Source organism: Micromonospora sp. GCM10011542, assembly GCF_042650685.1.
Taxonomy (GTDB): domain Bacteria; phylum Actinomycetota; class Actinomycetes; order Mycobacteriales; family Micromonosporaceae; genus Micromonospora.
The window spans coordinates 1-26,426 of sequence record NZ_JBHSBO010000008.1; the positions used below are offsets into that span (position 1 = coordinate 1).

Sequence of the window (26,426 nt, forward strand, 5' to 3'; positions counted from 1 at the left end):
GACGCGATCCTCGCGTCCATCGAACACGGCCTGTCCAACGGCCGGATCGAGTCCGTCAACGCGAAGATCCGCCTGATCACCCGGATGGCCTTCGGATTCCACTCACCCGACGCCCTCATCGCCCTGGCCATGCTCAGCCTCGGCGGCCACCGACCCCAACTACTCCGCCGATGACCACACACGGGCCTACACATCCGTCACAAGACCCATAAATATGACTCTGAGGCATCACGCTCACCGAGGTCATGCCCGACCCTGATCGAGCACCCGTGACCGGGACCGCGACCGGCGGGAGAACGGTGACCAGGTCAGGGCTGGGGCGACCGTCCCCGGCGGAGGGATCAAGCCTGACCGCCCGGAGCCGGGGACGGTCGCCCCAGTCCCACCGCAACCAAGGGCAGGCCGCGACCAAGGGCAGGCCGCGACCACCGGCGACCCGCGACCACCGGCCGGCAACGACAGACCGCCGCACCCGGAGGGGTACGGCGGTCTGCGGGGCGCGGGCCTCAGGAGCCGGGCGTGTTGCCGCCCTGCTTCGTGGTGGCCTTCAGGTAGTCGCGGTTGAGCCGCCCGATGGTGTTCAGCGGGATGCCCTTGGGGCAGACCACGGTGCACTCACCGGCGTTGGTGCAGCCGCCAAAGCCGGCCTCGTCGTGCGCGTCGACCATGCCGATCACCCGGGTGTAGCGCTCCGGCTGGCCCTGCGGCAACAGCGAGAGCTGGGTGAGCTTGGCGGCGGTGAACAGCATGCCGGAGCCGTTCGGGCAGGCTGCCACGCACGCGCCGCAGCCGATGCAGGCCGCGGACTCGAAGGCGGCGTCGGCGTTGGCCTTGGCGACCGGCGTGGAGTGCGCCTCGGGGGCGCTGCCGGTGGGGGCGGTGATGTAGCCACCGGCCGCGATGATCTTGTCGAACGCGTTCCGGTTGACCACCAGGTCCTTGATCACCGGGAAGGCGCGGGCCCGCCACGGCTCGATGTCGATCGTCTCGCCGTCGGAGAACTGCCGCATGTGCAGCTGGCACGCGGTGGTGCCGCGCTGCGGGCCGTGCGCGTCGCCGTTGATCATCAGGCCGCACATGCCGCAGATGCCCTCGCGGCAGTCGTGGTCGAACGCCACCGGCTCCTCGCCCTTGAGGATGAGCCGCTCGTTGAGCACGTCGAGCATCTCCAGGAACGACATGTCCGGGGAGACGTCCTCGACCTGGTAGGTCACCATCCGACCCTTGTCCTCGGGGCCCGACTGGCGCCAGATGCGCAGGGTCAGATTCACTTGTAGCTCCGCTGCGTGGGGTGGACGTATTCGAAGGTCAGGTCTTCCTTGTGCAGCACCGAGGGCTCGCCGGTGGCGGTGAACTCCCAGGCCGCGACGTACGAGAAGTTCTCGTCGTCGCGCTGCGCCTCACCGTCGGGGGTCTGGTGCTCGGCCCGGAAGTGGCCGCCGCAGGACTCCTCCCGGTGCAGGGCGTCGATGCACATGAGCTCGGCCAGCTCGAAGAAGTCGGCCACCCGGCCGGCCTTCTCCAGCGACTGGTTGAGCCCCTCGCCGTCACCGGGCACCCGGACCCGCTGCCAGAACTCGTCACGCAGGGCGCGGATCTCGTCGATCGCCTTGCGCAGCCCGATCGCGCTGCGCTCCATGCCGCAGTGCTCCCACATGATCTGGCCCAGCTCGCGGTGGAACGAGTCCACGGTCCGGTCGCCGTTGACCGCCAGCAGCCGCTGGATCCGGTCCTCGACGTCGGCACGCGCCTCGGCCGCCGCCGGGTGGCTGGCGTCGACCTTCTCCAGCGGGCCGGAGGCCAGGTAGTTGGCGATGGTGGCCGGCAGTACGAAGTAGCCGTCGGCCAGACCCTGCATGAGCGCCGAGGCGCCGAGCCGGTTCGCGCCGTGGTCGGAGAAGTTGGCCTCACCGATCACGAACAGGCCCGGGATGGAGGACTGGAGGTCGTAGTCGACCCAGAGCCCGCCCATCGTGTAGTGCACGGCCGGGTAGATCCGCATCGGGACCTCGTACGGGTCCTCGCCGGTGATCCGCTCGTACATCTCGAAGAGGTTGCCGTACTTGGCCTCGATGGCCGGGCGGCCGAGCCGCTCGATCGCGTCGGCGAAGTCCAGGTAGACGCCGAGCTTGGTCGGGCCGACGCCCCGCCCCTCGTCGCAGACGTTCTTCGCGGCGCGGGAGGCGATGTCGCGGGGGACCAGGTTGCCGAACGACGGGTAGATCCGCTCGAGGTAGTAGTCCCGTTCGTCCTCGGGGATGTCGCGCGGCGAGCGGTCGTCGCCCTTGGCCTTGGGCACCCACACCCGGCCGTCGTTGCGCAGCGACTCGCTCATCAGGGTCAGCTTCGACTGGTGGTCGCCGGAGACCGGGATGCAGGTCGGGTGGATCTGGGTGTAGCAGGGGTTGGCAAAGTACGCGCCCTTGCGGTGCGCCCGCCAGGTGGCGGTGACGTTGCAGCCCTTGGCGTTGGTGGAGAGGTAGAAGACGTTGCCGTAGCCGCCGGAGGCGAGCACCACGGCGTCGGCCATCTCGGTGGTGATCTCGCCGGTGACCAGGTCCCGCACCACGATGCCGCGGGCCTTGCCGTCGACGAGCACCAGCTCCAGCATCTCGTGGCGGGTGTTCATCTCCACGTTGCCGAGGCCGATCTGCCGCTCCAGCGCCTGGTACGCGCCGAGCAGCAGCTGCTGGCCCGTCTGGCCCCGGGCGTAGAAGGTGCGCTGCACCTGGGCGCCGCCGAAGGAACGGGTGTCCAGCAGGCCGCCGTACTCGCGGGCGAACGGCACGCCCTGGGCCACGCACTGGTCGATGATGTTCACCGACACCTCGGCCAGCCGGTGCACGTTCGACTCCCGGGAGCGGAAGTCGCCGCCCTTGACGGTGTCGTAGAAGAGCCGGTGCACCGAGTCGCCGTCGTTGCGGTAGTTCTTCGCGGCGTTGATGCCGCCCTGCGCCGCGATCGAGTGCGCCCGGCGCGGGCTGTCCTGGTAGCAGTAGGACTTGACGTGGTAGCCCTGCTCGGCCAGCGTGGCGGCGGCGGAACCGCCGGCCAGGCCGGTGCCGACCACGATCACCGTCATCTTGCGGCGGTTGGCCGGGTTCACCAGCTTGGCCTCGAAGCGGCGGCGCTCCCAGCGGGTTTCGATCGGGCCGTCGGGGGCCTTGGTGTCGGCGATCGGGTCGCCCTCGGTGTAGAGATCCATCATCACGCGACCAATCCGGTGAGTACGGCGAACGGGATCGCCAGGTAGCCGACGCTGATCGTGACGGCGAGGACCAGCGCGGCGGTGCGCGCCCGGCGCTCACCCTTCGGGGTCTGCTGGCCCAGGCTGCGGAACGCGCTGAAGGCGCCGTGGCGCAGGTGGAAGCCGACCGTGACGATCGCCAGGGTGTAGAAGAGCGTGACGTACCAGCGCTCGGGCGCGAAGTCGGCCACCACGGCGGCGTACGGCTTGGTCGGGTCGTCGGTGGGGTTCAGGTGACCGCTGGACAGGTCCAGCAGGTGGTAGATCACGAAGAGCAGGATGATCACCCCGCCCCAGCGCATCGTGCGGGCCGCGTAGCTGCCCTGGACCTTCGGGCGGTGCGCGTACCGGATCGGGCGGGCGGCGCGGGAGCGCCGGGCCAGCACCGTGGCGGAGGCGATGTGCGCCAGCACGGCGACGAGCAGCCCGGCGCGCATGATCCAGAGGAACCAGACGCCCGGCAGCAGCGGCTTGCCGAGGTCGCGCAGCCAGTGCGCGTAATGGTCGAACGAGGTTTCCCCTGCGAAGGCTTTCAGGTTGCCGACCATGTGCGCGATGAGGAAGAGCACCAGGAGGATGCCCGTCACCGCCATGACGGCCTTCAGGCCGACGTTCGAGCGGATGGGCGACCGAGTTTTCGTGATTACCACAGGACCGACGCTAGGAGGAGTTGGTCCAGTCGTCCAATGCATCGACCCCGCAGTGTTGATAGCCGTAGGCTATGCGAGTGCAGTTGCATCAGCTCAGGTACTTCGTCGCGGTGGCCGAAGTACGACATTTCACCCAAGCCGCCGACCTGGTGGGCATCACCCAGCCCTCGCTCAGTAAGCAAATTCACGCACTGGAGACCGACCTGGGGGCCCCGCTCTTCGAACGGGTAAGGGGCAACATCGCCCTCACCACCGCGGGCGAGGTGCTGCTGCCGTTGGCTAAGCGGATCCTCGCCGACGTCGAGACCGCCACCCGCGAGGTCCAGGAGCTGGTGGGGCTGCGCCGGGGGCGGGTCCGGCTGGGCGCCACACCCAGTCTGGCCACCTCGCTCGCCCCACCGGTGCTGCGCCGGTTCCGCGACGCGCACCCCACCGTCGACCTGCGCATCGAGGAGGGCGGGTCGCAGGACCTGGTGCGTGACCTGCTCCGCGGCGACCTGGACCTGGCCCTGATCATCATGCCGTCCCAGGGGGTCGTCGACCCCGGGCTGCGCGTCGACCCGATCCTGCGCGAGAGCCTGGTGGTCGCCTCGGTGGACGAGGTGCCGACCGCCTCGGCCAGTGGCGAGCTGCGCATCACCGACCTGCGCGGCCAGCCCATGGTGATGTTCCGCGAGGGCTACGACCTGCGCGACGCCACCATCAAGGCGTGCCGGGAGGCGGGCTTCGAGCCGACCTTCGCGGTGGACGGGGGCGAGATGGACGCCGTGCTCAGCTTCGTCGAGGCCGGGCTGGGCATCGCGCTGGTACCCGGCATCGTGCTGGCCCGACGACCGGGTGTGCGGATCACCCCGCTGGCCCCGCCCGGCGTACGGCGGGCCATCGCCGTGGCCCGCCGTCGGGACGTGGTGCCCACGCACGCCGGCCGGGAACTGCGCCGGATCCTGCTCGACTACGTGCAGACCGCGATCGACCAGGGCGACCTGCCCCCGGGCGTCGAGCCGCACTGAGCGCCGTCAGCGACCCTCGGCGTCGTCCATCGCCCGGTAGATCCGCTGCTCGGACACCGGGTACGGGGTGCCCAGCGCCTGGGCGAAGACGTTCACCCGCAACTCCTCGATCATCCAGCGGATCTGCCGGACGGCGGTCTCCTGCCGGCGGGCCGGCGGCAGCGCGGCGAGCAGGTCGGCGTACTCCTTCTGCACCACCGCGATCCGGTCCTGCTGCTGCTTGTCGCGCTGCGGGTTGCCGGGCAGCCGGTCCAGCCGGCGCTCGATCGCGGTCAGGTAGCGCAGCAGGTCGGGCAGGCGGACGTATCCGGCCTCGGTGATGAAGCCGGCGTGCACCAACCCCGCGAGCTGGTTGCGGATGTCGGCCAGGGCGGCCACCACGGCCAGGTTGCGGGTCGCGCCGAGCCGCTGCTCCACCGCGTACGCCGCGGCCAGCACCCGGCGGACCCGGTCCATCACCTCGACCACGGTGTCCACCAGGTCGGCGCGGACCTTGTCGCGCAGCGCGGCGAAGCCCTCGGCGTCCCACGCCGGCCCGCCCGCCTCGCCGATCAGCTTGTCGATCGCGGCACCCGCGGCGTCCTCGATGAGGGCCTGCACGCTGCCGTGCGGGTTGCGGCTCAGTGCCAGTTTCGCCTCGTTGCTCAGCCGGCCCTGGAGGAACTTCGCCGGGGAGGCGACGGTCAGCCGCAGCAGCCGCCGGGTGCCGGCCCAGTGCGCGGCGGCCTGCTCGGCCTCGGAGTCGAAGACCTTCACCCCGACCGTCGTGCCCTCGTCGACCAGCGCCGGGTACGCGGTCACCGCGTAGCCGGCGCGGACCTGCTCGATGGTGCGCGGCAGGGTGCCGATGCTCCACTCGCGCAGCCCGGTGCGGGCCACGTCCGGCGCGGCGGCCGCCACCACCTGGCGTACCTCCTGGCGGAGCTGGCGTTGCAGGGCCGGCAGGTCCTTGCCCTCGGCGACCGGCTTGTTCTCCTCGTCCAGCACCCGGAAGCTCACCCGCAGGTGGGCGGGGAGCCGGCTGGGGTCCCACGCGTCGCGGGGGACGGTGACCCCGGTCATCCGGCGCAGCTCACGGGTCAGCGCGTCGAGCAGCGGCTCGGCGCCCGCCGGCATCGCGGCCAGGGCGGCCCGGGCGTAGTCCGGCACCGGTACGAAGTTGCGGCGCACAGCCTTGGGCAGCGAGCGGATCAGCGCGATCACCAGTTCCTCGCGCAGCCCCGGCACCTGCCAGTCGAAGCTCTCCGCCGGCACCTGGTTGAGCAGCGGCAGCGGGATGTCGACGGTGACGCCGTCGGTCGGCGCGGTCGGGTCGAAGGTGTACGTCAGCGGCAGGGTGACCCCGTCGGCCTGCCACTCGTCCGGGTAGTCGGCCTCGTCCACCCCCGCGCGGCCGGCGTTGACCAGCAGCTCGCGGGTGAAGGTGAGCAGGTCCGGCTGCTCCCGGCGGGTCTTCTTCCACCACGAGTCGAAGTGCCGCCCGGAGACCACGTCGGCGGGGATCCGCTGGTCGTAGAACTGGAAGATCGTCTCGTCGTCGACCAGGATGTCCCGGCGCCGGGCCCGGTTCTCCAGCTCCTCGATCTCGGCGAGCAGCCGCCGGTTGGCGTCCCAGAACTGGTGGTGGGTCTGCCAGTCGCCCTCGACCAGCGCGTGCCGGATGAACAGTTCCCGGCTCAACGCCGGGTCGATCCGGCCAAAGTTGACCTTGCGAGAGGTGACCAGCGGGATGCCGTACAGCGTGACCTTCTCGTAGGCCATCACCGCGGCCTGCTTCTTCTCCCAGTGCGGCTCGCTGTAGCTGCGCTTGACCAGGTGCTGCGCCAGCGGCTCGACCCACTCCGGCTCCACCCGGCCGGCGATCCGCCCCCAGAGCCGGGACGTCTCCACCAGCTCGGCGGCCATCACCCAGCGCGGCGGCTTCTTGAACAGCGCCGAGCCGGGGAAGAGCGCGAACTTCGCCCCCCGGGCGCCCAGGTACTCGTGCTTCTGCGCGTCCTTGAGCCCGACGTGCGACAGCAGGCCGGTCAGCAGCGACTGGTGCACCTTCGGGGTGTCGATCTCCTCCGGCAGGTCCGCGGCCGGTCCGCGCCGGCCGCCGTCCCCCGTGGCCTCCGCCGCGCCGCGCCGCCCGCGCCCGCCGCCGGCCTGTTCCGGGGTACGCAGCACCTGGCGCAACTGGCTGACGATGTCCTGCCACTCGCGTACCCGCAGGTAGTTGAGGTATTCGGCCTTGCACATCCGGCGGAACGCGCTGGAGGACAACTCCCGTTGCTGCTCGCGCAGGTAGCGCCACAGGTTGAGCAGCGCCACGAAGTCCGACTCGCGGTCGGTGAACCGGGCGTGCGCCTGGTCGGCCTGCGCCTGCTTGTCGGCGGGCCGCTCCCGCGGGTCCTGGATGGAGAGCGCGGCGGCGATGACCATGACCTCGGTGGCGCAGCCGTTGCGCTCGCCCTCGACCACCATCCGGGCCAGCCGGGGGTCGACCGGCAGTTGGGCCAGCCGCCGCCCGAGCGCGGTGAGCCGCTTGGTCGGGTCGGTCTCGGCCGGGTTCAGCGCACCCAGCTCGTGCAGCAGGTTGACGCCGTCGGTGACGTTGCGCCGGTCCGGCGGGTCGATGAACGGGAACGCCGCGATGTCGCCCAGCTCGATCGCGGTCATCTGGAGGATGACCGACGCCAGGTTGGTACGCAGGATCTCCGGGTCGGTGAACTCCGGTCGGGAGAGGAAGTCCTGCTCGTCGTAGAGGCGGATGCAGATGCCGTCGGAGGTCCGGCCGCAGCGGCCCTTGCGCTGGTTGGCCGACGCCTGGGAGATCGGCTCGATCGGCAGGCGCTGCACCTTGAGCCGGCTGGAGTAGCGGGAGATGCGGGCGGTGCCCGGGTCCACCACGTACTTGATGCCGGGGACGGTTAGCGAGGTCTCCGCCACGTTGGTGGCCAGCACCACCCGGCGCGAGCTGTGCGCGGCGAAGACCCGGTGCTGCTCGGCGGCGGAGAGGCGCGCGTACAGGGGCAGGATCTCGGTGCCGAGCAGGGACCGCTTCTTCTCCACCAGCCGGGCCAGGGCGTCGGCGGTGTCCCGGATCTCCCGCTCACCGCTGAGGAAGACCAGGATGTCCCCGGGCCCCTCGGCGGCCAGCTCCTCCACGGCGTCGCCGATCGCCTGGATCTGGTCGCGGACGTTCTCCTCGTCGCCGTCCTCCTCGCCGTCGGCGAGTTCGACCAGCGGCCGGTACCGCACCTCGACCGGGTATGTCCGCCCGGAGACCTCCACCACCGGCGCGGGTACGCCGTCGGGCTGCTCGGCGGTGGCCGGCCCGGCGAAGTGCCGGGCGAACCGGTCGGTCTCGATGGTCGCCGAGGTGATGATCACCTTGAGGTCGGGCCGGCGGGGGAGCAGCTCCCGCAGGTATCCGAGGATGAAGTCGATGTTGAGGCTGCGCTCGTGCGCCTCGTCGATGATCAGGGTGTCGTACTGGCGCAGCATCCGGTCGTTCTGCAACTCGGCCAGCAGGATGCCGTCGGTCATCAACTTGACCAGGCTGCGCTCGCTGACCTGGTCGGTGAAGCGCACCTTGTAGCCGACCACGTCGCCCAGCTCGGTGCCCAGCTCCTCGGCGATGCGGTCGGCCACCGTCCGGGCGGCCAGCCGCCGGGGCTGGGTGTGCCCGATCAGGCCGTGCACGCCGCGCCCCAGCTCCAGGCAGATCTTGGGCAGCTGGGTGGTCTTCCCGGAGCCGGTCTCACCGGCCACGATCACCACCTGGTGGTCACGGATCGCGGCGGCGAGGTCGTCCTTGCGCTCGCTGACCGGCAACCCGGCCGGATAGGTGATCACCGGCACCGCGGCCCGGCGGGCGGCGAGGCGCTGCTCGGCCCGCGTCACGTCGGCGCCGATCTCGGTCAACGCCGCCTCCCGGCGCTGCGGGTCGCGCAGTCTCCGGACGCCGTCGAGGCGCCGCTGGAGCCGGCGCTGGTCGCGGAACATCAGGGAGTCGAGGCGGCGGTGCAGCTCGCGTACGGGATCGGTCGCGGCGGGTGCGGCTGGATTCTGCATGTCGTCGCCAAGAATAGGCAGGCGCGGGCCGGACCGCCCCTGGGTTACCGGCGGCCGGCCGGCGGCCGCGGTCGGCGCGGGCGAGTGCGAACGCTCCGACGCGGAAGCCGTGGCCCCCTGGCCTGCCGCACCACCGCCCCCGGCTGCCACCCAGGCCGGCCGCACCACCGCCCGGGCCGCCCCCGGGTCTGCCGCACCACCGGCCAGGCCGCCACCCAGGCCCGGTCCCTTTGCTCTGCTTCAGCCCAGGCAATACCGAAGCGCTCCCAGTGTTGCCGTCGCTGAAGCAGAGCAAAGGGGGTGGTGGGGGACACCCGGTCGCGGCGGCGGCGTGATCCGATCGGGCTAAGGTTGCCGCCGACCGAGGTCGACGAGGAGACGCCGATGACTATGCGGGACACCGACCGAGCGCTGGTGCAGGCCGCCACGGCGGTCGCCAAGCTGCGCTGCCGCAGTGCGAACCATACGGTCGCCACGGCCGTACGCACCTCGGACGGGCGGGTCTTCAGCGGCGTGAACATCCAGCACGTCACCGGCGGCTCCTGCGCCGAACTGGTCGCCGTGGGCGCCGCCGCCACCCAGGGCGTGACCGGGCTGGAGACGATCGTCACGGTGGCCGACCGGGGGCGCGAGGTCATCCCGCCGTGCGGCCGGTGCCTTCAGGTGCTGCGCGACCACCACCCGTCGCTGCGGTTCATTCTCGGGCCGCTGGACGCCCTGCGCGTGGTGCCCATCGGCGAGGTGTTGCCGGAGGGCCACGGCGACGCCGAGCAGCAGGTCGCCCCGGCCGCCCGGACCGCCGCCGACGGCTGACCGGCACCGCCCGCCCGCGGGCGTCAGTCGCCGGACGCCGCCTCCAGCATCGAGCGCGGCATCGGCACGCTCTCGAAGCGGACGTTGCCCTCCGGCACCATCCAGTTCATCACCTGCACCGCGAGCCGGCCGGCCCGTACCGCGGGGTCGTTGTGGTAGAGCTCCCGGGCCCGGTCGCGGTGCACGGCGAGCACCACGAACCCGCGCAGCCGGTCGTCGTCCGCGTCGACGAAGGGGCCGGCCGCGAGGACGAGGCCCTGCTCCACCAGCCCCGCCTGGTGAGCCAGGTGCGCGTCCTGCAACCGGTCGACCGCGTCCTGGGGCAGCTCCGGGGCATCGGCCGGCCGGACCAGGAGGACGACCGTGTGCTGGTCGAATCGCATGTCCCCACCCTAGGGGCGGTGCGGGTCCCTGGTCGGGCTGTCCGCCCTGGTCGTCCGCCCGGATCGACGACCGCCGGTTAGGTCACCCTCAGCGTGTCGGCTAAGGTAAGGCGAACCTAAGCGCGAACGTGCAGGAGACTCGTGACCACCCTCGCCACCCGGCCGACCCCGGCCCCGAGCCGGACCGGCGCCCGAGGTGGCCGCCGCGTGGCGGTCACCGTCGCCGCCGCGCTGGTGCTGCTGCTGACCGTCCTGGCCAGCTTCGCGCTCGGCAGCCGGCCGCTCGGCGTCGACCAGGTCTGGCACGCGCTGGTCGCCCCGGACGGCGGCGACGCCAGCACCATCGTCCGGGAGTTGCGGATGCCGCGTACCGCGCTGGGTCTCGCGGTCGGCCTCGCGCTCGCCGTCGCCGGCGTGCTCTTCCAGGCGCTGACCCGCAACCCGCTGGCCGAGCCACGCATCCTCGGCATCAGCGCCGGCGCGTCGTTCGGCGTCGTGCTGGCCATCTCCGTCTTCGGGGTGGGCACCCTCGCCGGGTACGTCTGGTTCGGCATCGCCGGCGCGCTTCTCGCCGGTCTGCTGGTCTTCGCCGTCGCCACCCAGGCCCGCGAGGGCGCCAGCCCGGTCACCCTCGCGCTGGTCGGCGCGGCGCTCGATGCCAGTCTCGCCTCCGCGGTGTACGCGCTGCTCAGCATCGACGCGCGCACCTTCGAGGAGTACCGGTTCTGGGTGGTCGGCGGGCTGGCCGGCCGGGATATGTCGGTCACCGCGCAGGTGCTGCCCTTCGTGCTCGCCGGTCTGGTGCTGGCCGCCCTCGTGGCCCGGGGCCTGGACGCGCTGGCGCTCGGTGACGACGTGGCCCGCGGCCTCGGCCACCGCATCGGCCTGGTCCGCCTCAGCGGTGGCGTCGCCGCGGTGCTGCTGACCGGGGCGGCGGTCGCCGCGGCCGGGCCGGTCGCCTTCGTCGGGCTCGCCGTGCCACACCTGGCCCGCGCCCTGGTCGGCGCGGACCACCGCTGGACCCTCGCGGTCTCCGCCCTGCTCGGCCCAGCGCTGCTGCTCGGCGCCGACATCGTCGGCCGACTGGTCGCGCCGCCCGGCGAAATCCCGGCGGGCATCGTCACCGCGCTGATCGGCGCCCCGCTGCTGGCCGTGCTGGTCCGCCGCGCCCGGGTGGTGACCGCGTGACCCCGGCCGTGCACACCGCCCCGCTGCCGGGCCGGTCGCTGGTACGCCTCGGGCCGGTGAGTCTGCAGATCCGGCGACGCTCGGTGCTGGTGGCCGTCGTGCTGACCGTGCTGCTCCTGCTGGCCGGCGTGCTCAGCCTCTCGCTCGGCACCCCGTACGTCGCCCCGGCCGACGTGCTGCGCGCGCTCTCCGGCGCCGGCACCCCGTACGACCTGGTGGTCTTCGACCTGCGGCTGCCGCGGGTCGTGCTGGCCGCGGTGGCCGGCGCGGCGTTCGGCGTGGCCGGCACCCTCATCCAGAGCGTCGCCCGTAACCCCCTCGCGAGCCCCGACGTCATCGGCATCACCCAGGGCGCCGGTCTCGCCGCGACCGTGGCGCTCACCAGCGGGGCCGCGGCGGTGCTGGTGGCCCCCACGGCGCTGGTCGGCGGGCTGGTCGCGGCGGTGCTGCTGTTCGCCCTCGGCGCCCGGCACGGGCTGGCCGCCCAGCGCTTCGTGCTCGCCGGGGTGGCGGTCGCCTTCGCCTTCCGCGCGCTCACCGAGGTCGTCATGCTCACCGCCGACCCGATCGACGGGCTGCGCGCGCAGATCTGGTTGATCGGCACGCTGGCCGGAAAGGGCTGGACGGAGGCGGTCTGGATCGCCGGCACGTTACTGGTGCTGCTGCCGGTGCTGGCGTGGGCCGGCTGGGCGTTGAACAGCACCGCGCTGGACGACGACACCGCGCGCGGGGTCGGGCTGCGCCCGGTGGCCCGCCGGGTCGGGCTGGCCGGCACCGGCGTGCTCGTCGCCGCGATGGTCACCGCGCAGGTCGGCGCGGTCGACTTCGTGGCGCTGGTCGCGCCGCAGGTGGCCCGGCGGCTGGTCCGCGCGGAACGACCGCCGCTGGTCTGCTCGGCGCTGCTCGGCGCGTTGCTGCTGGTGCTCGCCGACCTGGCCGGCCGCCGGATCTTCGCGCCCACCCAACTGCCGGCCGGCGTGCTGACCGCCGCGATCGGCGGGCCGTACCTCATGTTCCTGCTGCTGCGCGGCCGTCGGCGGTCCTCGTGACCACCACCGACTGCGGTCCCTCGAAGGAGTCGTGATGCTCTCCACCCGCGACCTGGTCGCCGGCTACGACGAGCGGACCGTGCTCGACGGGCTCGACCTCGACCTGCCCACCGACGCGTTCACCGTGATCGTCGGACCGAACGCGTGCGGCAAGTCCACCCTGCTGCGCACCATGGCCCGGCTGCTCACCCCCCGCCGGGGCACGGTGCTGCTGGACGGCACCGCCATCCGTGACCTGCCCACCCGGGACGTGGCCCGCCGGCTCGGTGTCCTGCCGCAGAGCCCGTTGGTGCCCGAGGGCGTCACCGTCGCCGACCTGGTCGGGCGCGGGCGCCAGCCGTACCAGCGGTGGTGGCGGCAGTGGTCGGAGGAGGACGGCGCGGCGGTGGACCGGGCCATGGCCCTCGCCGACGTGGCCGGCCTCGCCGACCGCCCGGTGGACAGCCTCTCCGGCGGCCAGCGGCAGCGCGTCTGGATCGCCATGACGCTGGCCCAGGACACCGAGGCGCTGCTGCTGGACGAGCCCACCACCTTCCTCGACCTGGCCCACCAGGTGGAGGTGCTGGACCTGCTGCACCGGCTGCGCGTCGAGCGGGGCCGCACCGTGGTCGCCGTCCTGCACGACCTCAACCAGGCCGCCCGGTACGCCGACCACCTGGTCGCGATGCGCGCCGGCGCGGTGGTGGCCGCCGGCCCGCCCCGGGAGATCCTCACCGCCGACCTCGTCCGGGAGGTCTTCGGCCTCGCCTGCGTGGTCGTGCCCTGCCCGGTGACCGGCGCCCCGCTGGTGGTGCCCGCGCTCACCGGCGGCGCACCCGCCGCACCCGCACCGCCCACCCGCTCCACCTCCGACGGCGACAGCAACCCGCTCGCCGGCTCGTACCCCTCGAAAGGAATCTGATGCGTCGTCTCGTCGCCGCTCTCGCCGCGGCCGCCGCCCTCGGCGTCGGACTCACCGCCTGCGGTGAGAGCGACCCGGTCGCCGGCACCACCACCGGGGAGACCCGGGAGATCACCCACGCCATGGGCACCACCAAGGTCCCGGTCGAACCCAAGCGCGTCGTCGTGCTCGACACCGACAAGATCGACACGGCGCTCTCCCTCGGGATCACCCCGGTCGGCGCGGCCACCGCCGGCGAGGCCAAGAGCTGGCCGACCTACTTCGGCGCGGAGAAGCTCGCCGGCATCAAGGAGGTCGGGGTGCTCACCGAGCCCGACCTGGAGGCGATCAACGCCCTGAAGCCGGACCTCATCCTGGGCAGCAAGTTCCGCCAGGAGAAGTTCTACGACGAGCTGGCCGCCATCGCGCCGACGGTGTTCACCGAGAAGGTCGGCATCACCTGGAAGGAGAACCTCCTCCTCGACGGCAAGGCGCTCGGCAAGGAGCAGCAGGCCAAGGACCTCCTGGCCAGCTACGAGAAGCGGGCGAAGGACTTCGGCGCCAAGCTCGGCGACGCCGCCGCGCGCAAGGTCTCCATCGTCCGGTTCATCCCCGGCAACATCCGGGTGTACGGCCCGGACTCCTTCTCCGGCATCGTGGTCGGCGACGTCGGCCTGGGCCGCCCGGAGCGGCAGCTGCTCGCCAACAAGGAGGACAAGCGCTTCGACCTGGTCAGCCCCGAGCGGATCAACGAGGTCGACGGCGACGTCATCTTCGTGACCGCGTACGGCGACAAGGCCGCCGCCGAGCAGGCCAAGGTCACCGGCGGCGCCCTGTGGAAGGGCCTGGGCGCGGTCAAGGCGGGCAAGGCGTACCCGATCTCCGACGAGGTCTGGATGACCGGCATCGGCGTCGGCGCCGCCAACAAGATCCTCGACGACCTGGCGAAGTACCTCCCGGCCGCCTGACCCACCCCCGGGCGTCCAGGTGGCGCTCGGTCCGGATTCGCCCCGCACCCCCTGAGGTAGTGGCCTCCCTCGCGCTTGGGAGGCCACTACCTGCATGTTCGGGCACGACCTGCCGCGAACCGGCCTTGGAGGTGGAAACCGCCCAAGTTTGCCGATACAGCTCGTAACCGCCCACATCTCCGGCCAGTTGTTCCAGCGATGCGGATGGCAATGGGGTGGGGAACGAATGACACGAACGGCCGTGCGACCTGAAGCCCGTTCCCAGGCTGGGTTCCGGGGTGACGTGGAAGGGCTACGTGCCCTCGCCGTGATCCTGGTGCTCGCCGGACATGCCGGCGAGCAACTGGTGCCCGGCGGCTTCGTCGGCGTCGACGTCTTCTTCGTCATCTCCGGTTTCCTGATCACCGGACTGCTGGTGGCCGAGGTGAATCGGACGGGCCGACTCTCCCTGACCGGCTTCTACGCGCGACGCGCCAAGCGGCTGCTGCCGGCCGCCGTGGTGGTTCTCATCGCGAGCCTGCTGCTCACGATCGCCTTCCTGCCGCGCACCCGGTGGTCGGCCACCGGCTGGGACGTCGTGCTCAGCGGCTTGTACGCCATGAACTGGCGGCTCGCCGAACAGTCCGTCGACTACCTGGCGAGCAACCAGGCGCCCAGCATCGTCCAGCACTTCTGGTCCCTCGGCGTGGAGGAACAGTTCTACCTGGTGTGGCCACTGCTCCTGGCCGCCGCGGTGTGGTTCGGCCGAGGCCAGTACGCCCGCACCGGATACCTGCTCGTCGCGCTCGCGCTGGTCGCTCTGCCGTCCTTCGCCTGGTCCGTCTGGCTGACCGAGGACAATCCCGCCCGCGCGTACTTCGTGACCACCACCCGGATGTGGGAGCTGGCCCTCGGAGGCTTCCTGGCCCTGCTGGCCGGACAACTGCAGCGCCTGCTGCCCCGGCTGGTCGCGGCCACACTCGCCTGGTGCGGCCTCGCCGCGATTGTGGCGTCAGCCGCTCTCCTGACGGAGGATTCCGCGTTCCCCGGGTACCTGGCGTTGGCTCCCACCCTCGGCACGGCAGCGGTCATCGCCGGCGGCCCGGCCGCGGGCGGCGTCGGACCGGCCATGCTGCTGGCGCTGCGACCGGTTCGGGCGGTAGGAGCGATCTCCTACTCCCTCTACCTCTGGCACTGGCCCCTTCTCGTCGTCGCCGAGGCTCGGTTCGGGGAACTCACCACCGCCGCCGGCCTCGCCGTTGCCGCGGTCTCGGTGGTGCCGGCCGCGCTCACCTACCGGTTCATCGAGAACCCGATCCGGATGTCGACCACGCTCGCGTGGGAACCGGCGCGGTCACTGCGACTCGGGGCGCTCTGCACCGGAGTGTCCCTCCTGGCGGGGCTGGCATTCCAGTTCACCGTGTGGCCGCCGGCTGGTTCGCCGGCGCCACCCGCTCTGGCTGTGCCGGCGGTCGCCGGTACCGGCGTCCCCGTGGCGGCGAACCCGACGGTGCGTGGCGCCGCGGCTCTGGGCCGCTCTCCGGCCACCAGCGACGCCGGGCTCCCGGTCGACCGGGTGGGACGCTTCGTGCCGGACCCGCTGGTGGCCAGCAAGGACGGCCCGGACGCGTGGCGGGACGGCTGCCATGTGGACCAGCGCAGCAGTGCCGTCAGGTCGTGCCAGTACGGGGACCCGGATGCGTCATTCACCGTCGCTCTCGCCGGAGACTCCCACGCTGGCCAGTGGCTGCCGGCGCTGCAGGGGGTAGCCGGGTCGAAGCAGTGGCGCCTCAAGAGCTACACCAAGTCGTCCTGCCCGTTCATCGACGGCGCGGTCGCGTTGGACAACCGGCCGTACCCCAGTTGCACGGAGTGGAACGACGAGCTTCGCGCACTACTGACCGGGGCCGAGCGGCCCGACGTGCTGGTGGTGAGCACGTCCCTCTATGTGATGATCCGGAACGGTGAGCCAGTCACCAGCCAGGCGCAGGCCGCCTTCGCGGACGCGCTCCGACGGACGTGGGCCGCGATGGCGGCAGCCGGGATTCCCGTGATCGTCTTGCGGGACACCCCGTACCACGACATGGACATCGCGGAGTGCGTGTCGGTGAACCCTCGGAAGTTGACTCGATGCGCCTCGCCGCGGGACAAGGTCCTCGCGGCTGGCGGAGGCCCGGCACACGAAGCGGCCGCCCGCGACAACGACAAAGTGCACCTGGTCGATCTGAACCCCGCGATCTGCCCGCGTGAGCGGTGCGCGCCGGTCATCGGCGGCGCGCTCGTCTACCGCGACAACAACCACATCACCGCCACGTACGCCGCCACCCTCGCGCCACTGTTGGCCACTGCGCTCGACCGCATACTCGGCTGAGTGCGGAGGTCGGCCACCTGCACCGTCAGGCCGCCCGAGCGCCGAGCCGCAGGTCAGCTGCGACAGGACGATCGGGCGGCGGCGTGGGTCAGGCGGCGGTGGACCAGATGGCGCGGAAGGCGGCGGCCTCGCCGGCCAGCCAGCGTTCGATCTGCTCGGGCTTGGCGTCGGTGGGCATGTGGTGGGCCTGGCCGCGGCGGACGTCGACCAGGACCGGCTCGGCGTGCGGGAGCACCGCGTCCATGTGCCGGGCCATCAGGTGCAGGGTGGCGAGCACCGCCTCCTCGCTCGGCGGGGTCTCGTCGAAGTGCAGCCGGATCGCCTCGGCCCGGCCGTCGGCGTGGCGTACCCCGAAGTGAGGGTTGATCTTGACGGGAAGGTCGCCCAGCATGGCCAGGGCGTCGCGGGTCTGGGCCAGGTCGACGGCGGAGGGCTCGCCCAGGGAGTGCAGCCAGGCCGTGGCGCCGGGCACCAGCGCCTGGTAGAGCGGGCGCCAACGCGGCTTGACCACGTCGACCACGCCGGTGAGGTGAGTGCCGCCGGTGTGGAAGGCGATGTCGGCCTTGAGGGCCTTGACGAACTGGCCGTGCGGGTTGAAGCCGGAGCGGCTGGCCCGCTGCTTGCGCAGGCCGCCCACGAAGGTCGCCTTGGTGGGGCCGTTGCGGTCGACGTAGCGGGTGAAGCCGAGCAGGGTGGCGTAGGGGGTGAGGGGCGTGGAGGCGGGCGCGGTCACGGGCGTCCTCCCAGGTCGTAATCTTGCAGGTCAGGATCTCGATTAGTACATACATTCTAATCGACGGGTCTGACATTGCCCAGCGAAGCCGGGGGTGGGAAGGAGCCATCCGCACGCCGCGCTCCGCGATGTACCCGACGAACTGGTCGCCGCCCGCGGCGGTCAGTCGGCCCGGGACGGTACCGGGGCCGTGAAGGCGGCGGTCAGGCGGATGATGCCGAACTCGAAGGCCTCGTCGAGGTCGCCGCCGAGGTTGAAGGCGCCCGCCAACTCCATGCTGACGAAGCCGTTGGCCCAGGCGGTGAACATGCGGGCGGCCTCCAGGGCGTGCTCGGGCCCGGCGAGGTCGGCGGCGACGCGCAGGGCGGGGGCGCTGGCCCTGGTGAGGGCGTCGAGGCTGGGCCGGGTCTCCGCGCGGCCGTTGGCGAAGATCAGCTGATAGCCGGCCGGGTGTGCGTGGGCGAACGTGCGGAAGGCGCGGGCCAGTTCGCCGAGGTCCCTGCCCGGGTCGCCGCTGCTGGCGACGGCGCTGAGCTTTTCGCCCAGGTCCTGGACGGTGGTCTCGGCGACGAGCCGGATCAGGGCGTCGCGGTTGCGGACCCGCTTGTAGAGCGACGGGGCGCGCACACCGACCCGCTCGGCGACCGCCTGCATGGTCAGGCGGGGGAGTCCGTCCGACTCCAGGATGTCGCGGGCGGCCTCGACGATGTCGGCGAGCGACGTCCGATCGGGGGTCGGCATGCGGGTGCTCCTTCCGGGCGGGCGACGGCCGTCACCATGATAGCTATAGCTTTTAGCCATCATAGCTATGTACCGTAGCCATGGACGTGACGTCACTTCGGGAGGCACCCATGAGGCTCGGCCCGCACCTGCACCGCATCGGCAACGACATCGTCGCCGCCTACCTGATCGAAACGGAGGAGGGCGTGACCGTCGTGGACGCCGGGCTCTCCGGCCACTGGTCGGAGCTGGTGGCGGAGCTGTCCGGCATGGGCCGTTCGCTCGCCGACGTCCGCGGCCTGATCCTCACCCACGGCGACACCGACCACATCGGGTTCGCCGAGCGGCTCCGGCGCGATCACGGCGTGCCGGTCCACGTGCACAGCGCGGACGCCGCCCGCGCCCGGGGCGAGGTCAAGCCCGAGGCGTCCTTCGGGAAGTTCAAGGTGGGTGCGACGGCGCGCTTCCTCTGGTACGCGAGCCGCAAGGGCGGGTTGCGCACGACCTACCTCACCGAGGTGACCGCCGTGGAGGACGGTCAGGTGCTCGACCTGCCCGGTGCCCCGCGCGTAATCGGGATGCCCGGCCACTCGCCGGGCAGCATCGCCGTGCACGTGCCGGTCGCCGACGCGGTGTTCGTCGGGGACGCGCTCACCACCCGGAACGTGCTGACCGGCCGGCAGGGTCCGCAGCCGGCGCCGTTCACCGACGACCCGGCGCTGGCGCTCGCCTCACTCGCCCGCGTCGAGGACCTGCGGGCGACGTGGATCCTCCCCGGCCACGGCGCACCGTGGAACGGTGGCGTCCGCGAGGCCGTGCGCCAGATCAAGGCGGTGGCGGAGGCCCGGTGAGTGGAGCCGGGCATCGCCGGTGGTGTGCGCAGCCCGCGCTTCGGAAACGCGTCAGAGCTGGCCGACGTCGGTGATCCGGATGACGGCGGCGCCGATCTCGTCCGAGGCGGCCAGGTCGACCTCGGCGCTGATGCCCCAGTCGTGGTCGCCGTCCGGGTCGTCGAAGATCTGCCGGACGGTCCAGCGCTCCCGACCCTGCTCGATCATCAGCAGCGCCGGGCCACGGGCGTCCGGGCCGACGCGGATCGAGTCGTACGACTCGAAGTACGGCGCCAGGGCGTCGGCCCACGCGTCGTAGTCCCAGCCGTCGGCGGCGTCCAGTTCGGCGAGCAGGTCCCAGCGCCGCAGCGCGGCCAGCTCGACCCGGCGGAAGAGCGCGTTGCGTACCAGCACGCGGAAGGCGCGGGCGTTGCGGGTCACCGCCGGCGGGCGGTCGTCCAGGGCGGCGTGGGCCTTCGCCACCTCGGCCACGTCGGACGGGTTGCGCAGCCGCTCCCACTCGTCGATCAGGCTGGAGTCGACCTGGCGGACCAGCTCGCCCAGCCACTCGATGAGGTCGATCAGCTCCTCGGTCTTGGCGTCCTCGGGCACCGTCTGCCGCAGCGTCTTGTACGCGTCGGCCAGGTAGCGCAGCACGAGACCTTCCGAGCGGGTCAGCCCGTAGAACTGCACGTACTCGGTGAAGGTCATCGCCCGCTCGTACATGTCGCGGACCACGGCCTTGGGGGAGAGCTGGTGGTCGGCGACCCAGGGGTGCCCCTGCCGGTACATCTCGTACGCGGCCTCCAGCAGCTCGGCGAGCGGCTTCGGGTGGGTGACCTCGTCGAGCAGTTCGAGGCGGGCCTCGTACTCGATGCCCTCGGCCTTCATCGCGGCGACCGCCTCGCCGCGCGCCTTGAACTGTTGCGCGGAGAGGATCTGCCGTGGGTCGTCGAGGATCGACTCGATCACCGACAGCACGTCGAGGGCGTACGACGGCGATTCGGAGTCGAGCAGCTCGATGGTGGCCAGGGCGAGGGGAGAGAGCGGCTGGTTCAGCGCGAAGTCGAGCTGGAGGTCGACGGTGAGTCGCACCCGGCGGCCGGTCTCGTCCGGCTCGGCCAGCTCCTCGACCACCCCGCCGGCGCGCAGCGCCCGGTAGATGGCGATGGCGCGGCGGATGTGCCGGCGTTGGGCCGCGGGCTCCTCGTGGTTGTCGGTGAGCAGGTGCCGCATCGCGGTGAACGCGTCCCCGGGGCGGCCGATGACGTTGAGCAGCATCGAGTGGCTGACCTGGAAGCTGGAGGTGAGCGGCTCCGGCTCGGCGTCGACGAGCCGGTCGAAGGTGGGCTGACCCCAGCCGATCGAACCCTCCGGCGGCTTCTTGCGGACCACCTTGCGCCGCTTCTTCGGGTCGTCCCCGGCCTTGGCGAGGGCCTTCTCGTTGTCGATCACGTGCTCGGGGGCCTGCACCACCACCCGGCCGATGGTGTCGAAGCCGGCCCGCCCGGCGCGACCGGCGATCTGGTGGAACTCGCGGGCCTTGAGCAGCCGGGTACGGGTGCCGTCGTACTTGCTCAGGCCGGTGAAGAGCACGGTGCGGATCGGCACGTTGATGCCCACGCCGAGGGTGTCGGTGCCGCAGATCACCTTGAGCAGGCCGGCCTGGGCGAGGGTCTCCACGAGCCGGCGGTACTTCGGCAGCATGCCCGCGTGGTGCACGCCGATGCCGTGCCGGACCAGCCGGGACAGCGTCTTGCCGAAGCCGGAGGTGAACCGGAAACCACCGATCGCCTCGGCGATCATGTCCTTCTCGGCCCGGCTGCACACGTTGACGCTCATCAGCGCCTGGGCCCGCTCCAGCGCGGCGGCCTGGGTGAAGTGCACGACGTACACCGGGGCCTGCTTGGTCTCCAGCAGCTCTTCCAGGGTCTCGTGCAGCGGCGTCATCGCGTACGAGAAGAGCAGCGGGACCGGCCGCTCAGCCGAGCGGACGACGGCGGTCGGCCGCCCGGTGCGCCGGGTCAGGTCGTCGACGAACCGGGTGGTGTCACCGAGCGTGGCGGACATCAGGATGAACTGCGCCTGCGGCAGCTCGATGATCGGCACCTGCCAGGCCCAGCCGCGGTCCGGCTCGGCGTAGAAGTGGAACTCGTCCATGATCACCTGGCCGACGTCGGCCCGGTCGCCCTCGCGCAGCGCGAGGTTGGCCAGGATCTCCGCGGTGCAGCAGATGATCGGGGCGTCGGCGTTGACGCTCGCGTCGCCGGTCAGCATCCCGACGTTCTCGGCGCCGAAGATCTCGCAGAGGGCGAAGAACTTCTCCGACACCAGCGCCTTGATCGGCGCGGTGTAGAAGGTCGTGCGGCTGTCGGCCAGCGCCGCGAAGTGGGCCGCGACGGCGACCAGGCTCTTGCCCGAGCCGGTCGGCGTGTTCATGATCAGGTTGGCGCCGGAGACGATCTCGATGACCGCCTCCTCCTGGTGGGGGTAGAGGTCGAGGCCGCGCTCCTTCGCCCAGCCGGCGAACGCGTCGAAGAGGGTGTCGGGGTCGGCGCTTGTCGGCAGCGCGGCGGTGAGCGTCATAGCGCGTCCATGGTGCCTGGATCATGCCCTCCGGCGCCAACCGGCTGGTGGCCGGACCCCCGTCCGGGCGAGCCGAACGTGCGCGCGGTCACCGCCGCCGGTAGATCAGGTCCGCGATCGGGCGGCCGGCGGTGAGTGCCCGCTGCTCGAACTTGGTCACCGGGCGGTGCGCCGGGCGGGGCGCGAAACCGCCGTGGACGTCGACCAGCTCCGCGTCGGCGTCCAGCGTCTCCCGCATCGCCTCGGCGTACTCCGCCCAGTCGGTCGCGCAGTGCAGTGTGCCGCCCGGTGCCAGCCGGGAGCGCAGCAGCGCCACGTGCGCCGGCTGGATGATCCGCCGCTTGTGGTGGCGGGCCTTGGGCCAGGGGTCCGGGAAGAAGACGTGCACCGCGTCCAGAGAAGCCTCGGGCAGCCGGCGGACCAGCTCCAGCGCGTCGCCCCGGGCCACCCGCACGTTGCCCAGGCCACGACCGTGTGCCAGGTCGAGGAGGTTGGCGATTCCCGGCGTGTGCACCTCGACCGCCAGATAATCTCGATCCGGGTCGGCGGCGGCCATCGCGGCGGTGCTGTCACCCATGCCCGAGCCGATCTCCAGCACCACCGGGGCCCGGCGACCGAACAGCTCGGCCAGGTCGACGGGCGGGCCGGACCCGTCCGGCACGTCCAGGCCGTACGCCGGCCAGAGCCGGTCGAGCGCGTCGGTCTGCCGGTCGCTCATCCGGCCCCGGCGCGGATGGAAGGTACGGATGGTCCGGCTCGTGGGCGCGGCTTCGGCGGCGTGGTCGGTGGAGGTCACAGCGACCCGAGCGTACGCGACGCCGCGGGCGGATCGGGTGTGATGTGCGACCGGGAGTGAGAGGATCCATCTCGTACGGCGAAGCGGGCGGTCCGCCGCCCGGGAGCGTCCTACGGCGTCGGGAGGGGGCATCGTGGCAGCGATCCGCGTGACCCTGTCGGTGGCGACCGCGCTGGCCGGTCCGCTGCTGGCCGTCAGCCCCGCCCTGGCCGCGCCGCAGCCCACCCCGTCCCCGCCCGCTCCGGTGGTGGACGTCTTCGTCGAGGTGAGCCCGGGCACCGTGCAACCCGGCTACCTGGTGGGCATCCGGGCCAGTTGCCGGGACAACTCGGTGGGCGCCATCGTGGTCTCCGACGCCTTCGGGCGGATCGCCGTGCAGCCGCAGGGCGGGGTGCTCACCGCCGCGCCGATGGTGCGCGAGCGCACCCGACCCGGCAACTACCGCGTCAAGCTGGAGTGCCGCGACGGCGAGACCGCGTCGACCATGCTCCAGGTGGTCAGGAAGGTGCAGCCCAGCCGCGGCCCGGCCACCGGCTTCGGTGGCGGTGCCGGTGGCATGACCGGCAACCTGCTGCTGCCCGGCGGCGCGGCGCTGACCATCACCGGGCTGGTCCTCGCCGTGCTGGCCCTGCGCCGGCCGCGTACCGTCCGTGGCGTCGCCCGCCGCTGAGGCCGCCATGGAGATCTTCCGACCCGCGTCCCCGCCCGCCGGCTCCCCGCCGGGCGGGTCTCCGCCGGTGGCGTCCCGCCCGCCGACCGCCGTCGCGCCGCGGCGTAGCCGCCCGCCCGGTCGTAGCCCCTGGTCGGTGCCGCTGGCCGTGGTGCTGGTGCTGGTCGGTGTCTTCGCCACCGGTGCGGGTCTGGGCCGCTCGGTGGACCCGCTCGACTGGGCGGCCGCCGGCGGCGACCGGCCCTCGCGCAGCGAGTCCGTCGGGCTGTCGGCCAGCCGTCCGATCCGGCTCTCCGTACCGTCGATCAGGATCGCCGCGCCGGTGGCGCCGGTCGGGCAGGCGGCCGACGGCTCCATCGCCGTACCGCCGCTGGAGCGGCACAACGAGACCGGCTGGTACGACCGCGGGCCCACCCCCGGTGAACCCGGCCCGGCGGTGATCGTCGGGCATGTGGACACCAAAAGCGGGCCATCGGTCTTCCACGACCTGGGCAAGGTGCGTCCCGGGGACCTGATCGAGGTGACCCGGGCCGACCGGTCGGTGGTGGTCTTCCGGGTCGACACCGTCGAGCACTTCCCGAAGGACCGGCTGCCGGCCGAGCGGATCTACGGTCACGACGGCCCGCCCGGCCTGCGGCTGATCACCTGCGGCGGCGACTGGGTGGGTGGCCGCACCGGCTACGCCGACAACATCATCGTCTTCGCCGCCTACCAGTCGGCCCGCCAGCCGTGACGCGCGCCGCGCCTAGTGGTGGTGCGGCCGGTTGCGGACCAGGGTCACCGCGAGCACCGCGGTGAGCAGGAAGAGGACGCCGTTGACCCGCAGTCCGGCCTGTACGCCGTTGGTCAGGGCCTCGGCGAGCGCCGTCCGCACCGGGTCGGGCAGCGGCTGGCTGCCGGTGGTGCCGGCGGCGGCCGCCGCCTGCACGGCGGTACGGGTGGGCTCGGCCACCTGGTGGGCGGCGAGCCGGCCGGGCAGGTCGCCGAGGAACGTGGTGGTGAGCAGGGTGCCCAGCACCGACGCGCCGAGCACGGCACCGATCTGACGGGCGGCGTTGACCGCGCCGGAGGCCATGCCCGCCTGGGCGGGCGCGACACTGGCGAGCGCCGCCGCGGTGGCCGGGGAGGCCACCAGGGCGCTGGCGACGCCGAACAGCGCCAGCAGCGGCCAGCGCTGGCCGAACGGGGTCGCCGGACCCTGGGCGGCCAAACCGAAGCTGGCCACGGCGCCGAGGACCAGACCGGCGGTGAGTGGCGCCTTGAAGCCGGTGTGGCGGACCGCCCGCCCGACGGCCAGCGCGACGACCGCGTAGGCGCCGAAGAGCACCAGCATCCGCCAGCCGGTGTCCAGCGGGTCGAGGGCCTGGGCGCGCTCGTGGAACAGGACGAGCAGGATCGACACCCCGGTGAAGCCGAACAGCGACACCGCGGCCACGACATTGACGGCGCTGAACGAGGGGGCCCGGAACAACCGCACGTCCAGCATCGGCGCGGTGGCGCGCAACTCGACGAGCACGAACCCGACCAGCGCGGCGGCGGCGACGAGCCAGGTCACGGCCACCGCCGGGCTGGTGTAGCCGTCACGACCGCCCCGGATCAGGGCGTAGACGCAGGCGGCGATGGCGAGGGTGCCGAGCAGCAGGCCGGCCACGTCGAGGCGGCCCGCGCCCTGCCGGGACTCAGCGACCCCGATCGCGGTCACGATGAGGGTCACCACGCCTAGCACGATGGTCGACAGGAACGCGCTGTGCCAGTGGTGGTGCCGCAGCAGGGCGCCAGCGACCAGCGGGCCGATCGACAGGCCGACGCCGGAGGCTCCCGACCAGGCGGTGATGACCTCGGTACGGCGGTGCGGATCGGTGAAGGTCGCGCCGAGGATCGCCAGGCTGTTCGGCAGGATCAGCGCCCCGCCGAGACCGGCCACCAGCTGGCCGGTGATGACCCAGGCCGGGTTGGGGGCCAAGGTCAGGACGGCGCCGCCGAGGATCATGGCGATGACGCCGGTGGCGAACATGCGCCTGCGCCCGTACCTGTTGCCCAGCGTCGAGGCGGACAGCACCAGGCTCGCCACCATCAGGGTGTACGCGCTGGGGATCCAGACCAGGGTGGTCGGGCTCACGTGCAGGTCCCGCTGGATGGTGGTCAGGCTGATCACGGTCGCGGTGAGCTGGAAGAACACGATCAGGGAACCCAGGCACATGGCGACGAGGGTCACCGCGTGGGAGCCGCGAACGGGGGGTCGCCGGGTGGCGGACGGCGCGGCTTCGCTCGCCTGCCGCGGGGTTGCTGATCCGGCCGGGGCCGTGGTGATGCGTTGCTCGGTCACGAGGGATCCTGACGGGTCGGTCCGCGCCGGCAGCCGGTGCGTGCGGCAGCGGGCGGGGAGGCGGGTGGAGCCGGTCATGGCCGCCACGGGCAGCACCGGACGGGCCGAGCTGACTTGCGCATAGGAAAGCTAGCCACGGCCCAGTGAAGCACCTGACTAGCGATTGCGCAAGTCAGCTCGTACGCTGGATGGCATGAACGAGCTACGGGAGAACCGGGACGCCTGGTCGTCGGAGAACTGCTCGATCGCCCGCGCGATGGACATCGTGGGCAGCAGGTCGACGATTCTGATCATGCGCGAAGCCCTGCTCGGCACGCGCCGTTTCGACGACTTCGTCCACCGGGTCGGGATCGGTGAGCCCGCGATGGCGGCCCGACTCAAGGAGATGGTCGCCGCGGGCGTACTCGAACGGATCCCCTATCGGGAGCCGGGACAGCGCACCCGCCACGAGTACCAGCTCACCCGCAAGGGCCGGGAGCTGATGCCGGTCATCACCGCGCTGCGCAACTGGGGCGACACCTGGGCCGCCGACGAGGCCGGCCCCTCCGTCCTCGCCACCCACCGCGACTGCGGCGAGCCGGTCCGCGCGGTCATCCGCTGCGCCGCCGGCCACGACGTCGTCGACGGCGAGGTAGACATCGCCGCCGGCCCCGGCCTCATCCGCCGCGTCTGACGCTGGGTGGCCCACCCGAAAGGCGCATGACCTGGCCGTCTGTTCAATGATCGCGGCGGACCTCGCGGTCGAAGGCGCTCGCTGACGGCCGCGGGCGACGTCATGCCCGACTGGGTACCGGGTCACGACAACCGCCCCGACCGTGCCACCGGCGTCTAGGGCTGGGGGACGTGCAGGGCCACCTCGAACTCCAGGAGGGTGGCGCCCGAGGCGACCGGAGGGCGCTGCTGCTCGCCGGGGCCGCTGGCGTGCGCGGCGCGGGACGGGCCGGCGGCCCAGGCCTGGTACGCCTCCTCGCTCTCCCAGCGTGTGTAGACGAAGTAGCGGGTCTCCCCGGCCACCGGCCGGAGCAGCTCGAAGCCGAGGAAGCCGGGGGAGTTCTCCACCGTTCCGGCTCGGGCGGCGAACCGCTTCTCCAGCTCCGCGCCGGCACCCGGCGGAACGTCGATCGCGTTGATCTTCACGACTGCCATGTCCCCACCCTAGCCAGCGCCG

23 protein-coding genes are annotated in these 26,426 nt (G+C 72.3%); 12 read left to right on the plus strand and 11 right to left on the minus strand.

Going from position 1 to position 26,426, the window contains the following annotated elements; all coding sequences use genetic code 11:
* The coding region (locus tag ACFOW4_RS02320) for a transposase (RefSeq protein WP_377524060.1) at window positions 1–174 on the plus strand (174 nt) is incomplete at its 5' end.
* 332 nt (window positions 175–506) lie between these two features.
* On the opposite strand, the gene ACFOW4_RS02325 is transcribed toward ACFOW4_RS02320, so the two are convergent.
* From ACFOW4_RS02325 to ACFOW4_RS02335, 3 genes are read right to left on the minus strand one after another with little or no spacing between them, the layout of a single operon-like run.
* Window positions 507–1,271, minus strand: coding sequence for a succinate dehydrogenase/fumarate reductase iron-sulfur subunit (locus ACFOW4_RS02325; RefSeq protein WP_377523979.1), 765 nt, complete (start codon window positions 1,269–1,271; stop codon window positions 507–509).
* Window positions 1,268–3,205, minus strand: a complete 1,938-nt coding sequence (locus tag ACFOW4_RS02330) for a fumarate reductase/succinate dehydrogenase flavoprotein subunit (RefSeq protein WP_377524062.1) — start codon at window positions 3,203–3,205, stop codon at window positions 1,268–1,270. The genes ACFOW4_RS02325 and ACFOW4_RS02330 overlap by 4 nt, the downstream gene beginning before the upstream one ends.
* A gap of 2 nt (window positions 3,206–3,207) precedes the next feature.
* Entirely contained in the window at window positions 3,208–3,939 is a 732-nt protein-coding gene (locus ACFOW4_RS02335) for a succinate dehydrogenase cytochrome b subunit (RefSeq protein WP_377523981.1), read from the minus strand.
* A 29-nt stretch (window positions 3,940–3,968) separates the two neighbouring features.
* Here ACFOW4_RS02335 and ACFOW4_RS02340 point away from each other — a divergent pair, with 29 nt between their 5' ends.
* On the plus strand, window positions 3,969–4,907 hold the full coding sequence (locus tag ACFOW4_RS02340; RefSeq protein ID WP_377523982.1) for a LysR family transcriptional regulator: 939 nt from the start codon (window positions 3,969–3,971) through the stop codon (window positions 4,905–4,907).
* Between the two features lie 6 nt (window positions 4,908–4,913).
* On the opposite strand, the gene hrpA is transcribed toward ACFOW4_RS02340, so the two are convergent.
* Entirely contained in the window at window positions 4,914–8,966 is a 4,053-nt protein-coding gene (gene hrpA, locus ACFOW4_RS02345; RefSeq protein ID WP_377523984.1) for an ATP-dependent RNA helicase HrpA, read from the minus strand.
* Between the two features lie 384 nt (window positions 8,967–9,350).
* Here hrpA and ACFOW4_RS02350 point away from each other — a divergent pair, with 384 nt between their 5' ends.
* A complete protein-coding gene (locus ACFOW4_RS02350; RefSeq protein WP_377523985.1) occupies window positions 9,351–9,779 on the plus strand; it encodes a cytidine deaminase family protein in 429 nt (142 codons plus the stop codon).
* A gap of 23 nt (window positions 9,780–9,802) precedes the next feature.
* Here ACFOW4_RS02350 and ACFOW4_RS02355 read toward each other — a convergent pair whose 3' ends face one another.
* Window positions 9,803–10,162, minus strand: coding sequence for a YciI family protein (locus tag ACFOW4_RS02355; protein WP_377523987.1), 360 nt, complete (start codon window positions 10,160–10,162; stop codon window positions 9,803–9,805).
* Between the two features lie 141 nt (window positions 10,163–10,303).
* Between ACFOW4_RS02355 and ACFOW4_RS02360 the strand changes: the two genes are divergently transcribed.
* From ACFOW4_RS02360 to ACFOW4_RS02380, 5 genes are all read left to right on the plus strand, one after another.
* On the plus strand, window positions 10,304–11,350 hold the full coding sequence (locus tag ACFOW4_RS02360) for a FecCD family ABC transporter permease (protein WP_377523988.1): 1,047 nt from the start codon (window positions 10,304–10,306) through the stop codon (window positions 11,348–11,350).
* Window positions 11,347–12,399: a FecCD family ABC transporter permease gene (locus tag ACFOW4_RS02365; RefSeq protein WP_377523990.1), complete on the plus strand. Its 1,053-nt coding sequence runs from the start codon at window positions 11,347–11,349 to the stop codon at window positions 12,397–12,399. Before ACFOW4_RS02360 ends, ACFOW4_RS02365 begins: the two co-directional genes overlap by 4 nt.
* A gap of 34 nt (window positions 12,400–12,433) precedes the next feature.
* A complete protein-coding gene (locus ACFOW4_RS02370) occupies window positions 12,434–13,300 on the plus strand; it encodes an ABC transporter ATP-binding protein (RefSeq protein ID WP_377523991.1) in 867 nt (288 codons plus the stop codon).
* The gene (locus ACFOW4_RS02375) at window positions 13,300–14,247 is read left to right on the plus strand and encodes an ABC transporter substrate-binding protein (protein WP_377523993.1); all 948 of its coding nucleotides are present in this window, start codon (window positions 13,300–13,302) and stop codon (window positions 14,245–14,247) included. Before ACFOW4_RS02370 ends, ACFOW4_RS02375 begins: the two co-directional genes overlap by 1 nt.
* A 283-nt stretch (window positions 14,248–14,530) precedes the next feature.
* Complete coding sequence (locus ACFOW4_RS02380; protein ID WP_377523995.1) at window positions 14,531–16,597, plus strand: acyltransferase family protein; 2,067 nt, start codon at window positions 14,531–14,533, stop codon at window positions 16,595–16,597.
* Window positions 16,598–16,685: 88 nt separating this feature from the next.
* Here the strand turns inward: ACFOW4_RS02380 and ACFOW4_RS02385 are convergent, their stop codons facing one another.
* Both ACFOW4_RS02385 and ACFOW4_RS02390 read right to left on the minus strand, forming a co-directional pair.
* Window positions 16,686–17,330, minus strand: a complete 645-nt coding sequence (locus tag ACFOW4_RS02385) for a hypothetical protein (protein WP_377523996.1) — start codon at window positions 17,328–17,330, stop codon at window positions 16,686–16,688.
* A gap of 162 nt (window positions 17,331–17,492) precedes the next feature.
* Window positions 17,493–18,071 (minus strand): TetR/AcrR family transcriptional regulator, encoded by a 579-nt coding sequence (locus ACFOW4_RS02390; protein ID WP_377523997.1) that lies wholly within the window; start codon window positions 18,069–18,071, stop codon window positions 17,493–17,495.
* A gap of 110 nt (window positions 18,072–18,181) precedes the next feature.
* Here ACFOW4_RS02390 and ACFOW4_RS02395 point away from each other — a divergent pair, with 110 nt between their 5' ends.
* Complete coding sequence (locus ACFOW4_RS02395; protein WP_377523999.1) at window positions 18,182–18,901, plus strand: MBL fold metallo-hydrolase; 720 nt, start codon at window positions 18,182–18,184, stop codon at window positions 18,899–18,901.
* Between the two features lie 51 nt (window positions 18,902–18,952).
* On the opposite strand, the gene ACFOW4_RS02400 is transcribed toward ACFOW4_RS02395, so the two are convergent.
* Window positions 18,953–21,466 carry a DEAD/DEAH box helicase gene (locus ACFOW4_RS02400; protein WP_377524000.1) on the minus strand — a complete coding sequence of 838 codons (2,514 nt, stop codon included), beginning with the start codon at window positions 21,464–21,466 and terminating at the stop codon, window positions 18,953–18,955.
* A gap of 88 nt (window positions 21,467–21,554) precedes the next feature.
* Entirely contained in the window at window positions 21,555–22,184 is a 630-nt protein-coding gene (gene trmB / locus ACFOW4_RS02405; protein ID WP_377524063.1) for a tRNA (guanosine(46)-N7)-methyltransferase TrmB, read from the minus strand.
* A 211-nt stretch (window positions 22,185–22,395) separates the two neighbouring features.
* Here trmB and ACFOW4_RS02410 point away from each other — a divergent pair, with 211 nt between their 5' ends.
* Window positions 22,396–22,932, plus strand: coding sequence for a hypothetical protein (locus ACFOW4_RS02410; protein ID WP_377524002.1), 537 nt, complete (start codon window positions 22,396–22,398; stop codon window positions 22,930–22,932).
* Between the two features lie 7 nt (window positions 22,933–22,939).
* Window positions 22,940–23,665: a class F sortase gene (locus tag ACFOW4_RS02415; protein WP_377524003.1), complete on the plus strand. Its 726-nt coding sequence runs from the start codon at window positions 22,940–22,942 to the stop codon at window positions 23,663–23,665.
* Between the two features lie 12 nt (window positions 23,666–23,677).
* On the opposite strand, the gene ACFOW4_RS02420 is transcribed toward ACFOW4_RS02415, so the two are convergent.
* Window positions 23,678–25,132 (minus strand): MFS transporter, encoded by a 1,455-nt coding sequence (locus ACFOW4_RS02420; RefSeq protein WP_377524005.1) that lies wholly within the window; start codon window positions 25,130–25,132, stop codon window positions 23,678–23,680.
* A 319-nt stretch (window positions 25,133–25,451) separates the two neighbouring features.
* Between ACFOW4_RS02420 and ACFOW4_RS02425 the strand changes: the two genes are divergently transcribed.
* Window positions 25,452–25,931: a winged helix-turn-helix transcriptional regulator gene (locus ACFOW4_RS02425; RefSeq protein ID WP_377524006.1), complete on the plus strand. Its 480-nt coding sequence runs from the start codon at window positions 25,452–25,454 to the stop codon at window positions 25,929–25,931.
* A gap of 155 nt (window positions 25,932–26,086) precedes the next feature.
* Here the strand turns inward: ACFOW4_RS02425 and ACFOW4_RS02430 are convergent, their stop codons facing one another.
* Window positions 26,087–26,404, minus strand: a complete 318-nt coding sequence (locus ACFOW4_RS02430; protein ID WP_377524008.1) for an antibiotic biosynthesis monooxygenase family protein — start codon at window positions 26,402–26,404, stop codon at window positions 26,087–26,089.
* Between the last annotated feature and the right edge of the window lie 22 nt (window positions 26,405–26,426).

What these genes read in the sequence shown, in the direction of transcription:
- ACFOW4_RS02330 (WP_377524062.1), bottom strand. Translation starts at nt 3,205, where the DNA reads ATGGATCTCTACACCGAGGGCGACCCGATCGCCGACACCAAGGCCCCC.
- ACFOW4_RS02335 (WP_377523981.1), bottom strand. Translation starts at nt 3,939, where the DNA reads ATGCATTGGACGACTGGACCAACTCCTCCTAGCGTCGGTCCTGTGGTA.
- ACFOW4_RS02340 (WP_377523982.1), top strand. Translation starts at nt 3,969, where the DNA reads ATGCGAGTGCAGTTGCATCAGCTCAGGTACTTCGTCGCGGTGGCCGAA.
- hrpA (WP_377523984.1), bottom strand. Translation starts at nt 8,966, where the DNA reads ATGCAGAATCCAGCCGCACCCGCCGCGACCGATCCCGTACGCGAGCTG.
- ACFOW4_RS02350 (WP_377523985.1), top strand. Translation starts at nt 9,351, where the DNA reads ATGACTATGCGGGACACCGACCGAGCGCTGGTGCAGGCCGCCACGGCG.
- ACFOW4_RS02355 (WP_377523987.1), bottom strand. Translation starts at nt 10,162, where the DNA reads ATGCGATTCGACCAGCACACGGTCGTCCTCCTGGTCCGGCCGGCCGAT.
- ACFOW4_RS02370 (WP_377523991.1), top strand. Translation starts at nt 12,434, where the DNA reads ATGCTCTCCACCCGCGACCTGGTCGCCGGCTACGACGAGCGGACCGTG.
- ACFOW4_RS02375 (WP_377523993.1), top strand. Translation starts at nt 13,300, where the DNA reads ATGCGTCGTCTCGTCGCCGCTCTCGCCGCGGCCGCCGCCCTCGGCGTC.
- ACFOW4_RS02390 (WP_377523997.1), bottom strand. Translation starts at nt 18,071, where the DNA reads ATGCCGACCCCCGATCGGACGTCGCTCGCCGACATCGTCGAGGCCGCC.
- ACFOW4_RS02395 (WP_377523999.1), top strand. Translation starts at nt 18,182, where the DNA reads ATGAGGCTCGGCCCGCACCTGCACCGCATCGGCAACGACATCGTCGCC.
- ACFOW4_RS02400 (WP_377524000.1), bottom strand. Translation starts at nt 21,466, where the DNA reads ATGACGCTCACCGCCGCGCTGCCGACAAGCGCCGACCCCGACACCCTC.
- trmB (WP_377524063.1), bottom strand. Translation starts at nt 22,184, where the DNA reads ATGAGCGACCGGCAGACCGACGCGCTCGACCGGCTCTGGCCGGCGTAC.
- ACFOW4_RS02415 (WP_377524003.1), top strand. Translation starts at nt 22,940, where the DNA reads ATGGAGATCTTCCGACCCGCGTCCCCGCCCGCCGGCTCCCCGCCGGGC.
- ACFOW4_RS02420 (WP_377524005.1), bottom strand. Translation starts at nt 25,132, where the DNA reads ATGTGCCTGGGTTCCCTGATCGTGTTCTTCCAGCTCACCGCGACCGTG.
- ACFOW4_RS02425 (WP_377524006.1), top strand. Translation starts at nt 25,452, where the DNA reads ATGAACGAGCTACGGGAGAACCGGGACGCCTGGTCGTCGGAGAACTGC.
- ACFOW4_RS02430 (WP_377524008.1), bottom strand. Translation starts at nt 26,404, where the DNA reads ATGGCAGTCGTGAAGATCAACGCGATCGACGTTCCGCCGGGTGCCGGC.